This window comes from Mesorhizobium sp. M0870, from assembly GCF_040319775.1.
Taxonomy (GTDB): domain Bacteria; phylum Pseudomonadota; class Alphaproteobacteria; order Rhizobiales; family Rhizobiaceae; genus Mesorhizobium.
In genome coordinates, this window is sequence record NZ_JAMYOI010000011.1 from 194,099 (window position 1) to 208,130 (window position 14,032).

The 14,032-nt window shown below is 64.3% G+C and carries 14 protein-coding genes and 1 pseudogene; 7 read left to right on the forward strand and 8 right to left on the reverse strand.

Going from position 1 to position 14,032, the window contains the following annotated elements; all coding sequences use genetic code 11:
* Positions 1-58 precede the first annotated feature (58 nt).
* From NKH97_RS16025 to rpsP, 4 genes are all read left to right on the forward strand, one after another.
* A complete protein-coding gene (locus NKH97_RS16025) occupies positions 59-1,009 on the forward strand; it encodes a CPBP family intramembrane glutamic endopeptidase (RefSeq protein WP_352797851.1) in 951 nt (316 codons plus the stop codon).
* Positions 1,010-1,286: 277 nt separating this feature from the next.
* Positions 1,287-2,891, forward strand: a complete 1,605-nt coding sequence (gene ffh, locus NKH97_RS16030; RefSeq protein ID WP_352555597.1) for a signal recognition particle protein — start codon at positions 1,287-1,289, stop codon at positions 2,889-2,891.
* 7 nt (positions 2,892-2,898) lie between these two features.
* Entirely contained in the window at positions 2,899-3,225 is a 327-nt protein-coding gene (locus tag NKH97_RS16035; protein ID WP_023811329.1) for a chorismate mutase, read from the forward strand.
* Between the two features lie 51 nt (positions 3,226-3,276).
* On the forward strand, positions 3,277-3,678 hold the full coding sequence (gene rpsP, locus NKH97_RS16040; protein WP_023811330.1) for a 30S ribosomal protein S16: 402 nt from the start codon (positions 3,277-3,279) through the stop codon (positions 3,676-3,678).
* Positions 3,679-3,759: 81 nt separating this feature from the next.
* Here the strand turns inward: rpsP and NKH97_RS16045 are convergent, their stop codons facing one another.
* The 3 genes and pseudogenes from NKH97_RS16045 to NKH97_RS16055 form a co-directional block, all read right to left on the reverse strand.
* Entirely contained in the window at positions 3,760-4,023 is a 264-nt protein-coding gene (locus NKH97_RS16045; protein ID WP_023811331.1) for a YMGG-like glycine zipper-containing protein, read from the reverse strand.
* Positions 4,024-4,157: 134 nt separating this feature from the next.
* Positions 4,158-4,558: pseudogene (locus NKH97_RS16050) on the reverse strand (DoxX family protein).
* 109 nt (positions 4,559-4,667) lie between these two features.
* Positions 4,668-5,597, reverse strand: a complete 930-nt coding sequence (locus NKH97_RS16055; RefSeq protein ID WP_245273215.1) for a bestrophin family protein — start codon at positions 5,595-5,597, stop codon at positions 4,668-4,670.
* A gap of 163 nt (positions 5,598-5,760) precedes the next feature.
* Here NKH97_RS16055 and NKH97_RS16060 point away from each other — a divergent pair, with 163 nt between their 5' ends.
* Positions 5,761-6,168, forward strand: coding sequence for an ACT domain-containing protein (locus NKH97_RS16060; protein WP_352555601.1), 408 nt, complete (start codon positions 5,761-5,763; stop codon positions 6,166-6,168).
* Between the two features lie 174 nt (positions 6,169-6,342).
* Here NKH97_RS16060 and NKH97_RS16065 read toward each other — a convergent pair whose 3' ends face one another.
* Positions 6,343-7,377: an aspartate-semialdehyde dehydrogenase gene (locus NKH97_RS16065; protein ID WP_023814446.1), complete on the reverse strand. Its 1,035-nt coding sequence runs from the start codon at positions 7,375-7,377 to the stop codon at positions 6,343-6,345.
* Positions 7,378-7,484: 107 nt separating this feature from the next.
* Positions 7,485-7,688 (reverse strand): hypothetical protein, encoded by a 204-nt coding sequence (locus tag NKH97_RS16070; RefSeq protein ID WP_352723080.1) that lies wholly within the window; start codon positions 7,686-7,688, stop codon positions 7,485-7,487.
* A gap of 145 nt (positions 7,689-7,833) precedes the next feature.
* Here NKH97_RS16070 and NKH97_RS16075 point away from each other — a divergent pair, with 145 nt between their 5' ends.
* On the forward strand, positions 7,834-9,708 hold the full coding sequence (locus tag NKH97_RS16075) for a DEAD/DEAH box helicase (RefSeq protein WP_352797858.1): 1,875 nt from the start codon (positions 7,834-7,836) through the stop codon (positions 9,706-9,708).
* Between the two features lie 98 nt (positions 9,709-9,806).
* Here NKH97_RS16075 and NKH97_RS16080 read toward each other — a convergent pair whose 3' ends face one another.
* Positions 9,807-11,177, reverse strand: a complete 1,371-nt coding sequence (locus tag NKH97_RS16080) for a glycosyltransferase (protein WP_352797861.1) — start codon at positions 11,175-11,177, stop codon at positions 9,807-9,809.
* 178 nt (positions 11,178-11,355) lie between these two features.
* Here NKH97_RS16080 and NKH97_RS16085 point away from each other — a divergent pair, with 178 nt between their 5' ends.
* Positions 11,356-12,069 (forward strand): DUF805 domain-containing protein, encoded by a 714-nt coding sequence (locus NKH97_RS16085; protein ID WP_352797863.1) that lies wholly within the window; start codon positions 11,356-11,358, stop codon positions 12,067-12,069.
* Here NKH97_RS16085 and NKH97_RS16090 read toward each other — a convergent pair.
* Positions 12,059-12,547, reverse strand: coding sequence for a GNAT family N-acetyltransferase (locus tag NKH97_RS16090; RefSeq protein ID WP_352797866.1), 489 nt, complete (start codon positions 12,545-12,547; stop codon positions 12,059-12,061). The two genes, NKH97_RS16085 and NKH97_RS16090, sit on opposite strands and share 11 nt — an antisense overlap.
* 4 nt (positions 12,548-12,551) lie before the next feature.
* Positions 12,552-13,655, reverse strand: coding sequence for a 3-isopropylmalate dehydrogenase (gene leuB / locus NKH97_RS16095; RefSeq protein ID WP_352677481.1), 1,104 nt, complete (start codon positions 13,653-13,655; stop codon positions 12,552-12,554).
* Positions 13,656-14,032: the final 377 nt, after the last annotated feature.

Sequence of the window (14,032 nt, forward strand, 5' to 3'; positions counted from 1 at the left end):
TCCGATTTTCCCGGCCATCGGTTAGTCAACAGGCGATGACTTTGGGAAGGGAGCCCGCGTGACCATCGATCCGGCCGCCTTCGAGCGTTACAGGCATTCGCCGAACGCCAGGACGACCTTACCGCGCCTGTTGCTCGGAACGGGGATCGTGGTCCTTTTTTGGGCAGCAACCACCGTGGCCGTGCTGTTCGGCGGCACCTATGCCTTCATCGCCTGGCAGGCGACCCCATCATCCGGCATTCAGGGCTTCCTCGCTTCGCCCCTCGGCATCCTCACCGCGCTCGTCTCGTTTGCCGGCATCTGGATCGGCCTGTGGGTCGCGATGCGCTGGGTGCATGGCGAGAAGCTGTCGGCGCTGCTCGGCAACAGCCGACGAGTTTCATGGCCCGGCTTCCTCAAAGGGCTGATCGCGGTGCTGATCACGTCGTTCATATCCGAAATCCTGCTCTATCTGCTGCAGCCGCAGATCACGCGTGGCCCGATCAGCCTGTCATCCTGGCTGCTGTTTGCGATCCCGATCGCCGCGCTTACCTTGGTGCAGACCTCTTCGGAAGAGCTGCTGTTTCGCGGCTACCTGCTGCGCGGTCTCGCCAGCCGGTTCACGAGCCCATTCGTCTGGGCCCTGCTGCCGGCCCTGCTGTTCACCTCGCTGCATTGGAGTGCGAGTTCGTCACCAGCCATCAATGCTTGCGTGCTGGCGTCGATCGCCGCTTTCGCGCTGCTGCTGACACTTGTCGTCTACGCAACCGGCAATCTCGGCGCCGCCTTGGGTGCTCATCTCGGCAACAACCTGACCGGGTTTCTCTTGATCTCGCATCAGGAAAGCTACAATTCCTTCGCCCTGTTCAATGCCAGGCCGCTCGAAGGACCGGGCTGGGCGACGTCGGATGCGGTTCTCATCGCCTTCATCGGCATCGCCTGCAGCCTGCTGACCATCGTGCTGCTTCTACATCCGCGTTCGCCGCTCAGGGTTGCCGCCGAATTTCCGGACCGGGCGAGCACGGCCTGATTGCAGGCCGGGAACGACGCAATCCGGTCTTTGTCTTGACTCCGTGTCCGATTTCCTGTCTACACGCCCCGAATTCCGCGACGAGTATCCCTCCGAGCAAGCCGACCAGGACGCCGAAGCCTCTTTGAGGTGAAGTGCTGTAAATCGATCCTGGAGGCCAACACCCGGCAGCGCTGAGCGCCCCCGGGTGCTTTTTGGTTTTGGCTTTTGGTTGGACACTGGGCGCGAACGCATTACCTCTCGGGCATCATCCGGATGCCAGGGAAAAGGAAAACGAATGTTTGAATCGCTACAGGAACGTCTTGGTTCGATCCTGAACGGCCTGACCGGCCGCGGAGCCCTGTCGGAGGCTGATGTCTCGGCGGCGCTGCGCGAGGTGCGCCGGGCGCTGCTCGAAGCAGACGTGGCGCTGGAAGTGGTGCGCTCCTTCACCGACAAGGTGCGCGAGAAGGCCGTCGGCGCTGCCGTGGTCAAGTCTATCAAGCCCGGCCAGATGGTCGTCAAGATCGTCCATGACGAACTGGTCGACATGCTCGGCGCCGAAGGCGTCGCCATCGATCTCAATGCCCCGGCGCCGGTCGTCATCATGATGGTCGGCCTGCAGGGTTCCGGCAAGACGACCACTTCGGCCAAGATCGCCAAGCGTCTTTCCGAGCGTCAGAACAAGAAGGTCCTGATGGCCTCGCTCGACACGCGGCGCCCCGCTGCGCAGGAGCAGCTGCGCCAGCTCGGCGAACAGGTCAAGGTCGCCACGCTGCCGATCATCGACGGCCAGTCGCCGGTCGACATCGCCCGCCGCGCCGTGCAGGCGGCCAAGCTCGGCGGCCACGACATCGTCATCCTCGACACCGCCGGCCGCACCCATATCGACGAGCCGCTGATGGTCGAGATGGCCGACATCAAGAAGGTGTCGAGCCCGCACGAAATCCTGCTGGTCGCCGATTCGCTGACCGGCCAGGACGCCGTCAACCTGGCCAAGAGCTTCGACGAGCGCGTCGGCATCACCGGCCTCGTCCTGACCCGCATGGACGGCGACGGCCGCGGTGGTGCTGCACTCTCCATGCGCGCCGTCACCGGCAAGCCGATCAAGCTGATCGGCACTGGCGAAAAGATGGACGGGCTGGAGGAATTCCACCCCAAGCGCATCGCCGACCGCATCCTCGGCATGGGCGACATTGTCTCGCTCGTCGAAAAGGCCGCCGAGAACATCGACGCCGAACAGGCGGCGGCGATGGCCAAGAAGATGCAGTCGGGCAAGTTCGACCTGAACGATCTCGCCGGCCAGCTTCAGCAGATGTCGAAGATGGGCGGCATGGGCGGCATCATGGGCATGATGCCCGGCATGGGCAAGATGAAGGACCAGATGGCCGCCGCCGGTCTCGACGACAAGATGTTCGGCCGCCAGCTCGCCATCATCTCGTCGATGACCAAGGCCGAGCGCGCCAATCCCGATTTGCTCAAGCATTCGCGCAAGAAGCGCATCGCCGCCGGTTCCGGCACCGACGCGGCCGAAATCAACAAGCTGCTCAAGATGCATCGCGGCATGGCCGACATGATGAAGGCGATGGGCGGCAAGGGCAAAGGCGGCGGCCTGATGCGCGGCATGATGGGCGGCCTCGCCTCCAAGATGGGCCTCGGCGGCATGATGCCCGGCGGCCCCGGGGGCATGGGTGGCGGCATGATGGGCGGCGGCATGCCGGACCTGTCGAAGATGGATCCCAAGCAGCTCGAAGCCTTGCAGAAGCAGGCGCAAGCAGCCGGCCTCGGCGGCGGCATGAAAGGCCTTCCCGGCGGCGGCCTACCCGGACTGCCCGGCGGCATGAAGCTCCCCGGCCTGCCCGGAATGGGCGGCGGCCTGCCCGGCCTTGGCAAGAAGAAGTGAGGACGCCATGAACGAAGAGAAGGACATGGCCGACGCTCGCGCTCTCCTGGCCGATTACCGCGCCTCGATCGACAACATCGACGCGGCCCTCATCCACATGCTGGCCGAGCGCTTCCGCTGCACCAAGGCGGTCGGTGTGCTGAAGGCGACGCATGGCCTGCCCCCGGCCGACCCGGCACGCGAGCAGCAGCAGATCGCCCGGCTTCGCCAGCTGGCGAAGGATGCCCATCTCGACCCGGATTTCGCGGAAAAATTCCTCAACTTCGTCGTCCGCGAAGTGATCCGCCACCACGAACAGATCGCCGCTTCCAACGGCGTGATGAAAGCCGGCTGAGAAACCAGCCACCACCCGATCAACCAAATCAGCCTTTTTAGGAGAAAATAAATGCCCTTGAAGATCCGACTGGCCCGTGCGGGCTCGAAGAAGCGTCCTTACTACCACGTCGTCATTGCCGACGCCCGTTCGCCGCGTGACGGCCGGTTCATCGAGTCGATCGGCTCGTGGAACCCGCTGCTGCCCAAGGACGGCGAACGCGTCAAGGTCGACGCCGACCGCGTCAAGCATTGGCTGGCGCATGGCGCCCAGCCGACCGACCGCGTGCTGCGTTTCCTCGACGAGGCCGGCCTCGTCAAGCGCGACGCCCGTTCCAACCCGAAGAAGGCCGAGCCGGGCAAGAAGGCGCAGGAACGTGCTTCGCTCTTGAAGAAGGCGCAGGAAGACGCTGCTGCCGCGGCTGCGGCCGCCGCAGCAGCACCGGCCGAGGCGGAAGCCGCCACCGCCGAATAAGTATTGCCCTATCGCATCCAGGAAAACGGCGGGCCAAGGCCCGCCGTTTTGCTGTCCAGTTCTGTCTGTAAGAGCTGCCGATCAATAACCGCTCGGGCAGCGGTCGATGTAGACGCGGCCCCGCCGATCGCGATAGCGGCATTCGCCGCTCTCGCTTGCCCGGCCGATCAGCGCACCGGCAACAGCACCGACAGCGCCACCGACGACGGCGCCTTCAACCGGATCGCCGGCGACCGCCGCACCGACGGCAGCGCCACCGAGGCCGCCTACGGCCGCGCCTTTTTCCGTTTGCGAACAAGCGGCAAGCGGCACCAGCAGCGCCATCAAAAGCATCGTTTTCTTCATCGTCGTTCCTCTCCGATAGGAGCCGCCTCCGCCGCCAAGCGAATCTCTAACTCGCAACTCGGCGATTCGATCCCTAAGACATTGCCCGGCAAAGGGTTCCAGGCTTCGAGTTGAAAGCGATGCTTCGATCGGATCTATCGGCTGAACGGGATCAGCGCGCGGACCCTGGCATCGCGCAGATACAGGCCACCCCACAGGATAATGCCGAGATAGACGCCGAACAGCATGTGCGAGAACAGCGGGTGTCGACGCGGACATTGGTGGCGATTGCGCCGCCCATATACGCGGTGAGCAGGATGGCGCCGAGCACCGCGGTGCGCGGCAAGGCGTAGAGCGCGGTCGAGATGACGCCAAGCATGCGCGCGACATTGGCATCGGCCGGCCAGCCGAGCGGCACCATCGTCTGGGTGACGACATCGAGCGGCGGCAGCTTGATGACGCCGTCGAAGATCATGAACAGCACGATGACGCCGCTGAGCACGCGGCCGGTCCACAAAGCGCCCGGCGAGACGGGCGCGGTTTCGGAAATGCTCATGGTGGTCCCTCCTGATGGTCGAGCCCTTTCGCAGGGGTCGACCCAAGGACGTGGCATGGGGCCGCGATCCGACAGCGGGGCGGATTCTTTTAAACCCGCGCGCCTTCGCCTACGAAAAATAGAACTTTTCCGCCGGGATCATCTTCGGCGGCGTTTCGCCCAGCGCCTCGAACACCGAGATCTCGCAGACGCGGCAGAGACCGTCGAGGGCGAGGTCGTTGGCCTCGGTGCCGAACGGATCCTCGAGCTCTTCCGAAAGCGCGTCGAGGCCGAAGAAGGTGTAGGCGATCAGCGCCGTGAACAGCGGCGTCGCCCAACCGGTGGTCGAGATCAGGCCGATCGGCAGCAGCAGGCAGACGATATAGGCCGTGCGATGCACCAGCAGCGTGTAGGCGAAAGGTAACGGCGTACCGGCGATCCGCTCGCAGCCGGCCTGGATGGCCGCGATCGACGCGAGCCTCTCATCGAGGATACGAAAGCCGATCGAGTCGACGTCGCCCGCCCGGCGCTGCGCATTGGCACGCCGGCCCATGCGCCTGACCATCTCATCCGCCGGATTGGAAAAGGCTGCTGCCTTGTCCGCCTCGGCGTCGATGAAGGCGCGGGCATCCTTCATGCTGTCGATCTTGCGCAACTGCCCGCGCAGGAAATGACAGAAGGCGAGCGCTTCCATCAGCAAGGCGCGCTGTTCGGTCTGGTCCGGGATGAGGCTGGTGGTGGCGCGTGCCAGGTTGCGCATTTCGAAGACCAGCGCGCCCCACAGCTTGCGCGCCTCCCACCAACGGTCGTAGGCGGCGTTGTTGCGGAACGAGAGATAGATCGACAATGTCACGCCGACCAGGCCGAAAGGCGTGATGTTGAAGACGCTGAAATCAAGCTGGAACCGGCGCGCCACGGCCAGGATGATCGCGGAATAAAGCGCGAAGCCCAATATCTGCGGCAGGATACGTGGCACGACCGAACCGCGCATGATGAAGAACAGCTGTAGGAATGTGGGGCGCGGGCGAACGATCATCGAAGGCCTTTCACGGACCGCCATCGGCCCTCACCTCCTTTATTGTGCGATGCGACAGCTCTGCAAGCCCAGCCACCAGCGACACCGCCATGTCGTCCTTGCAGCGCCTGGACTATCGGCACGCGCCGGTCGCGGATATTGAAGAGCACATGGGCTGCGGCCCATTTCTGCAAGCGAGAGAAACCGAATGACCGGCGAGACCGATCTGAAGACACTGCTGGCATCGATGACGCCGGAACTGCTCGCCGGCACCTATGTCTTCGCCATGCTGGCGCCCGGCGTCGTTCAGCCGGAAGGCCTCGAGCCGGTGATGATCTTTCGTGAGCGCGAGGGCGTGACACTGATCGTAACCGAGGAGAAGGCCATCGCTGCGGCACTGACCGCGTCATTCCGCTGCCGGATGGTCACGCTGAACATCCATTCGTCGCTGGAAGCCGTCGGCTTTCTCGCCGCCATCACCACGCGCCTCGCCGCCGCCGGCATGGGCGTGAACCCGGTTTCGGCCTTCTACCACGACCATCTGTTCGTGCCGGTCGACCGGGCGGAGGAAGCGCTGGGGCTGTTGAACCAGCTGGCCAGGGAGAACAGAGCGTAGCGCATCGGCCAGAGCTGCCGATCTCCCCCTCGTGGGGAGATCGGCATCCATCAATGCCTTCGCTAACCTTCAGCACCCGGCCGAAGGCCGAGCCCGCGACTGCGGGCCGCCGGTCGTCCGGCGCCCCCGCGGAGCGCCCGCCGCGGCAGCGGCGATACGGCCCGTGAGCGAAAACTAAGCCGCCTTCTTCTTCGGCTGGATCAGGCCGCGCTCGACCAGCAACTCGGCGATCTGCACTGCGTTGAGCGCCGCGCCCTTGCGCAGATTGTCGGAGACGATCCACATCGACAGGCCGTTGTCGATGGTCGAATCCTCGCGGATGCGCGAGATGAAGGTGGCGTCTTCGCCGGCCGATTCCAGCGGCGTGATGTAGCCGCCGTCCTCGCGCTTGTCCAAGACCTGGCAGCCCGGCGCCTCGCGCAGGATATCGCGCGCCTCGTCGGCGGTGATCGGCTTTTCGAACTCGATGTTGACCGCTTCCGAATGGCCGATGAACACCGGCACGCGCACGCAGGTCGCCGTCAGCTTGATCTTGGGGTCGAGCATCTTCTTGGTCTCGGCGACCATCTTCCACTCTTCCTTAGTGGAGCCGTCATCAAGGAAGACATCGATGTGCGGGATGACGTTGAAGGCGATGCGCTTGGTGAACTTCTTGACCTCGACGCCATCGGCGACGAAGACCGCGCGGGTCTGGGTAAAGAGTTCGTCCATACCTTCCTTGCCGGCGCCCGACACCGACTGGTAGGTGGCGACAACGACACGCTTGATGGTGGCGAAGTCATGCAGTGGCTTCAATGCCACTACCAGCTGCGCCGTCGAGCAATTCGGATTGGCGATGATGTTCTTGCGCGTGAACAGCGAGATCGCGTCCGGGTTCACTTCCGGCACGATCAACGGCACGTCCTGATCGTAGCGGAAGGCCGACGAATTATCGATGACGACGCAGCCCTGCTTGCCGATCTTCGGCGACCATTCCTTGGAGACGCTGCCGCCAGCCGACATGATGCAGATGTCGGTGTCGGAAAAATCATACTGGTCGAGCGTCTTCACCTTCAGCGTGCGGTCGCCGAACGACACTTCCGTGCCCTGGCTGCGCCGCGACGCCAGCGCCACGACTTCGCTTACCGGAAAGCCGCGCTCTTCCAGTATATTGAGCATTTCCCGGCCCACATTGCCCGTGGCACCGACGATCGCTACCTTGAAACTCATCGAAAAATCTCCTGTCCCTCTCCGCTTGGTTTTTGGAGAAACCCGCTGGCCGATGCGGGTTCCGTCCCCCGGGCCGAACCCGGGAGAGGGTGGTTAGGCCAAGGGAGTCACACCGTTTTGGTGGTGGTTTTGGTAGTTTTTTTGGCCAAGAATGGGGTTTTGCTGGAACGAGGGGACGCGCCGACGCGCCCGGCCCAATGATGTGCATTGAGGCTGGGGGCATCGAATGCAAGAAGAGCCATCAAAAGGCCGCGCATCGAAAAACGATCCCGTTCAAAGCGGGCTTTTACGCGGTTTGCGTCAAGAGTCAATTGCGATGAGCGTCCTCTTGCCCTGTACAATCGCGGCGGCACGAAGTACGAACGGCATGACCATCCGGCTCATGGAGCGTCCCGACGCCCGCCGAAGACAGGCCCATTGCTGGGCATATAAGAATCCGAATTCCGAAAGAGTAAGATGTCCAACTTCGATGCACTCGTTCCCGCGCTGGCAAGGGCGCTGGAAAAACGCGGCTATTCCGAGCTGACGCCCGTCCAGAAGGCGGTTGTGGCGCCGGAACTCGGCGAGGCCGATGCGCTGGTTTCGGCGCAGACAGGCTCCGGCAAGACGGTGGCCTTCGGCCTCGCTCTGGCGCCGACCCTGCTTGAGGGCGCGGAGCGCTTTGGCCACGCCGCCGCACCGCTGGCGCTGGCGGTGGCGCCGACGCGCGAACTCGCCTTGCAGGTGACGCGCGAACTGGAATGGCTCTACGAACTGACCGGCGCCACCGTGGCTTCCTGCGTCGGCGGCATGGACATGCGCTCGGAGCGGCGTGTGCTGGAGCGCGGCGCCCATATCGTCGTCGGCACGCCCGGCCGGCTGCGCGACCACATCACCCGGCGCTCGCTCGACATGTCGGCGCTGAAGGCGGTGGTGCTCGACGAGGCCGACGAGATGCTCGATCTGGGCTTTCGCGAAGACCTCGAATTCATCCTCGACGCCGCTCCTGCCGAACGCCGGACGCTGATGTTCTCGGCCACGGTGCCGCGCTCGATCGCCACGCTCGCGCAGGGCTATCAGCGCGATGCGGTGCGCATCTCGGCCGCCGGCGAGGAGAAGCAGCATCTCGACATCGAATACCGGGCGCTGAGCGTCGCCCAGCCCGACCGGGAAAACGCCATCATCAACGTTCTGCGCTATTACGAAGCCAAGAACGCGCTGGTGTTCTGCAACACGCGTGCCGCCGTCAATCATCTGACCGCGCGCTTCAACAACCGCAACTTCTCCGTCGTCGCCCTCTCCGGCGAGCTCAGCCAGAACGAGCGCAGCCATGCGCTGCAGGCAATGCGCGACGGCCGCGCAAAAGTCTGCATCGCCACCGATGTCGCGGCGCGCGGCATCGACCTGCCCAACCTCGAACTGGTCATCCACGCCGATTTGCCGACCAACCCCGAAACGCTGCTGCACCGCAGCGGCCGCACCGGCCGCGCCGGACGCAAGGGCGTCAGCGCGCTGATCGTGCCCAACAGCGCCCGCAAGCGCACCGAGCGGCTGCTGCAGAACGCCGGCCTCAAGGCGACATGGGCGAGCCCGCCCTCGGCCGACGACGTGATGCGGCGCGACGACGAGCGCATCCTGGCCGATCCGGTTTTCGACGAGCCGGTGAAGGAAGACGAGCGCGGTTTCATCGACGCGCTGCTCGCAAGACATGGCGCCGAGCAAGTGGCTGCCGCCTTCGTGCGCCAGTGCCGCGCCAGCCGCTCGGCGCCCGAGGACCTCATGGAGATCGCGCCCTTCACGCCGTCGCGTGAAAGACCGGCAGGCGAAGGTTTCGCGCGCCGCGACGAGGCGCCCAGCCGTCGCGACGATTTCGGTGACAGCGTCTGGTTCTCGTTGTCGATCGGGCGCCGGCAGAATGCCGAGCCGCGCTGGCTCATCCCGATGCTGTGCCGCACCGGCAGCATCTCGAAGCGCGAGATCGGCGCCATCAAGATGCAGCCGGAAGAGACCTACGTGCAGATATCAGCCGACTGGGCCGACCGCTTCCTGGCCGCAATCGGTCCCGACCGCAAGCTGCAAGGCAACATCCTGGTGAAGCGGCTCGACGGTACGCCCGATCTGTCGCGCGCCGGCTACCAGCCGCCAAGCCCCGACAAGAAGCCGCATCGCGGCAAGGCGCCGTTCGACCCCAACGCGCCGAAGCGCAAATTCGAAAAACGTGCACCAGCAGCAGTCGATCAGCGCCCGGCCACCGCGCATGAGGCAAAGCCATGGGCGAAGAAGCCGGGCAAGCCGAAATTCGACACCACCGGTGCGCCCAAGCACAAGAAGGCGAAGAAGCGGCCCACCTAGAGCATTTCACCGTTTCACGGAAACGGCGATCTGCTCTAACTCTTTGTTTTGACGCAATTCTAGACGGAAAACCGCTTCACACTTTTCCTAGAATTGCTCTAGGACTTCGGCCGGAGCGACGCGCTTGCCTGCAGGCCAGCCTTGATGGCAGCCCAGCTGGCCGATGCCGGCGTCGGGCGATGCTGCTTTGCGATGCGTTCCGTCAGCGACGAGCGCCAGTCCGGGTCTTCCGCCATCCTGCGGATTGCAGCGTACCAGCCGGCCTGGTCATTGGAATCGATCGCCGGCATCAGCCCGCCGCTCGCCTCGATCAACGCCGGCGCTGTCGAGACGATGACGGGAACGCCGAAATCGAGACATTCCGAGGCGCCGTAGCCCCAGCCCTCGATATGCGAGGGAAAGACGCCAAAGGAAGCGCTGCGATAATATCGGATGAGCTCCTCATCGCTGATCGCTCCGGTGAACGTAACCCGCTCAAGCAATCTCGGATGGGCCTTGAGATAGGCGCGCAGCGGATCGATCATCCAGCCCCAGCGCCCGGCGCAGACGAGCCGCGGCAGCGTGACGCCCTCGTCGAGCGCCTGCTGCCATATCCGTGCCAGCAGGATGTGGTTCTTGCGCACTTCGATGGTCGAGCAATAGAGCACGAACGGCTCGTCGGCCTCGATGCGCGAAGTCTCGCCCATGCGCGAAGCCGTTTCGTACAGGATGGACGGCATCGGAAACCGATATACCACCGGCTGCGTGACGCCTGCCTGTTGCATATGATCGGTCAGCGTCGCACCAACTTCGTCGGATGCACAAAATGCCGGCGCGCCGGAACGCACGAGGTGCTCGAGATATGACCCGTAGCGAGCCTCGCCAGGGCTCATACCAACCATGTCGGGGCGCAGTGTCGGGATGAGGTCGTGGCAAAGAAACGCAAGGCCACCGGCGCGCCCGGAGACGGCGGCTCGGTCGTCCCCGGTCAGAATGTGATGGCTGATCAGGACAAAGCCGCGTTCAGTCTCGTCCGGTTGGCTTGGAACCTGACGCGGGGCCGACCGGGTCCGCGCCCGCTGGTACAGCCGATAGGCCCGGATCAGCAGCCTGGTCGCCTGATAGGCAATCCCTTTGCGGCCATGGGTCACCGTCTTTGCAAGATGGCGGTCGGCGTCGCGCTTGCCCCATGGCTGCTGCCTCACCGCTTCGAGGGCCTGCGACATCGCCGTGCGTCTCCCAAGCCATCGTTTGAGGCGCCAGGGTGAAATCTCGCCCGTCGCGACATGGTCCTGCTCGAAAGGAGCGAGGGGGCGAAACCGGCCTTCCCACGGTCGGAACGCCACCACCTCCACGCAAGGGTCGGGATCGGCCAGGGCCGCGCTGACGAGAAAGCTTTCCACCCGCGGGATGCCGACAAGTCCCTGGTCGGACGGCCAGAACGTCAGGCCGGTGGCGTCGATGGCCAGCCTGGGAGGTCTTCTTTCCACTCCATCTTCAATCACGGTTTTACTGTCAGGACTCTCGACTGTCATGTTCTGCTTCTGTCGAAGGCGGTTGCACTCGATGCCTTATGCTTCATTTGCCGCGAAGAGGGCCATGCTGGCTTGCCCATCGGCGCAGGCCTGTGCCACCTTCGGCTGGGACGTGGCGAGCGGGGGGTGGCAAATGCGGGGCGAAGTTCTTCACTATGACGAGGACCAAGGCTTTGGCTTCATATCCGGGGCCGACGGCAACCGTTACACCTTCACCCGCGAGAACCTGCGCCGGCAGACCGCCATGCCCAACGGCACGGCCGTCGAGTTCCAGCCGGGTGGCGGCCAGGCGCGCGACGTCTTTTCGATCGCTGCTCCGACCGCCCCTCCGGCGGCCGCAGACCCCAGCATCAAGGCCGCACCGGCCCAGGCCAGCGTTCCGCCTGCAGCGGCGCCGTCTCCTGCGCAGCATTTCGGTCGGTCTTCCGAGATAGCCGAGCCCAGTGATCTCTGGGGCTATTTCTGGCGTGGCTTGACGCAGAACTATTTCAATTTCGCCGGTCGCGCCCGTCGCAAGGAATATTGGGGTTTTTTCCTGTTCTGGATGGTCTCGCTGCTTGTCATCGGCGGCATCGGCCTTTTCGCCGACAACGAAATGGGCAATTTCGACAGCAGCGTATCGGCGGCGGTAACTGTTGGCCTTTGCGGCACCTTCGTTCTGGCGACATTGCTGCCCAGCCTCGGCATGACCGTTCGCCGCATTCATGACATCGGCCTGTCGGGCTGGCTTTATCTGGTGGTGCTGATCCCGACGATCGGCAGCCTGATCATCCTGGTCTTCGCACTGATCCCGACGCAGGCCCGGGAAAACCAGTGGGGGCCGGTGCCGGCGGGCGTCAGGATCTAGGGGCGATCGCCTTCAGCGCATCACCCGAAAGCCTGAGAAAGACCTTCTGGCCGTGGCGTTCGGCGCCAAGCTGGTCGTAGAAGCGCAGCGCGCCTTCGTTCCAGTCCTCGGTGGTCAGGTCGATCCGGCCGATGCCTTCGCGCAGGCAATGATCGGCGAGAAAGCCGATCAGCGCCCGGCCGATGCCGGCGTTGCGGGCTTTGTCGCGCACGAACAAATCCTTGAGGAACAGCAGCCGCTCAAGATCGATGCCGGGATGCGCGATCGCCACCGACGCCAGGCCGCTGACCTCGCCCTCGACGAAGGCGAGCGCGAAATGCGGATAGGCCGGGCTTTCCTCGCCAAGCCATTTTCGTGCGGCAGACACGGCCCGGCCGGCATCGAGAGGTGGCTGCCGGTAGTGAACCGCCATCTCGCACAATATGGCCGCGAGCGCCGTCGCGTCCTCGATCGTCGCCCAGCGGACGTCGACCGTCACGGTATCAGCCCAGGAATTTGGCGATGATCGCGTCCCCCATCTGAACCGTACCGACCTCGGTCATGCCATCGGACATGATGTCTTTCGTCCGCAGGCCCGCGTCGAGCACGGCGGCGATCGCGCCTTCGACGCGGTCGGCTTCATCGACCATGCCGAAGGAATAGCGCAGGCACATGGCGAAGGAAGCGATCATGGCGATCGGGTTGGCGATGCCCTTGCCGGCAATGTCGGGCGCCGAGCCGTGCACCGGTTCGTAGAGCGCCTTGCGCTTCTTGGTCTTCACATCAGGCGCGCCGAGCGAGGCCGACGGCAGCATGCCGATCGAGCCGGTCAGCATGGCGGCGATATCGGACAGCATGTCGCCGAACAGATTGTCGGTGACAATGACGTCGAACTGTTTTGGCCAGCGCACCAGCTGCATGCCGCCGGCATCGGCCAGCATGTGGTCGAGCTTGACGTCGGAATAGCGTGCCTTGTGGGTCTGGGTGACGACCTCGTTCCACAACACGCCCGACTTCATCACATTGCGCTTTTCCATCGAGGTGACGTGGTTCTTGCGGGTGCGCGCCAGCTCGAAGGCGACGCCCGAAATGCGCTCGATCTCGAACGTGTCGTAGACCTGCGTGTCGATGCCGCGCTTCTGGCCGTTGCCGAGATCGATGATCTGCTTGGGCTCGCCGAAATAGACGCCGCCGGTCAGCTCGCGCACGATCAGGATGTCGAGACCCTCGACCACCTCCTGCTTGAGCGAGGAGGACGCCGCGAGTGCTGGATAGCAGATGGCCGGGCGCAGATTGGCGAACAGCTCCATGTCCTTGCGCAGGCGCAGCAGGCCGGCCTCAGGGCGCACCTCGTAGGGCACCGCATCCCATTTCGGACCGCCGACGGCGCCGAACAGCACCGCGTCGGCCGCCATCGCCTTTTCCATGTCGGCATCGGAGATCGCCGCGCCATGCGCGTCATAGGCGCAGCCGCCGACCAGCCCCTCATCGGTGGCAAAACCGCTGCCGAGCTTGTCGTTCATGACCGCGATCAGTTTCTTGACCTCGGCCATGGCCTCGGGACCGATGCCGTCACCGGGGAGCAGGAAAAGATGCTTCGTTGCCATGGAGAAACCGTCCTGGAAAGAATTTGAACCGCGGCCTTGCTAAACGCCAAGCCGGTTGTGCGCAAGGGGACGAGAAGCGCTGCGACGCAAACAGGCGCGGCTGTTTGGCGCTATGCTACACCCCGCTGGCCTGCCCGCCTTCTCTGGACCTGGGTTCCTCGCCCCTGCCAAAGGCGGGGGAGAGGTGGCCGCGAAGCGGCTGGAGAGGGGGCTTTCGTAGGGCGCTGGCTTAGCACGCGCGCAATCGCTCGCCTGGATACGGCAGCGCCATTCCCCCTCTCCGTCTCGGCTTCGCCGAGCCACCTTGTATCTACACGAGAGAGATTTCGTGGGATTAGAGCGATTGAGCCAAGGTCCGGGCGGCCGCCCGGACCTTG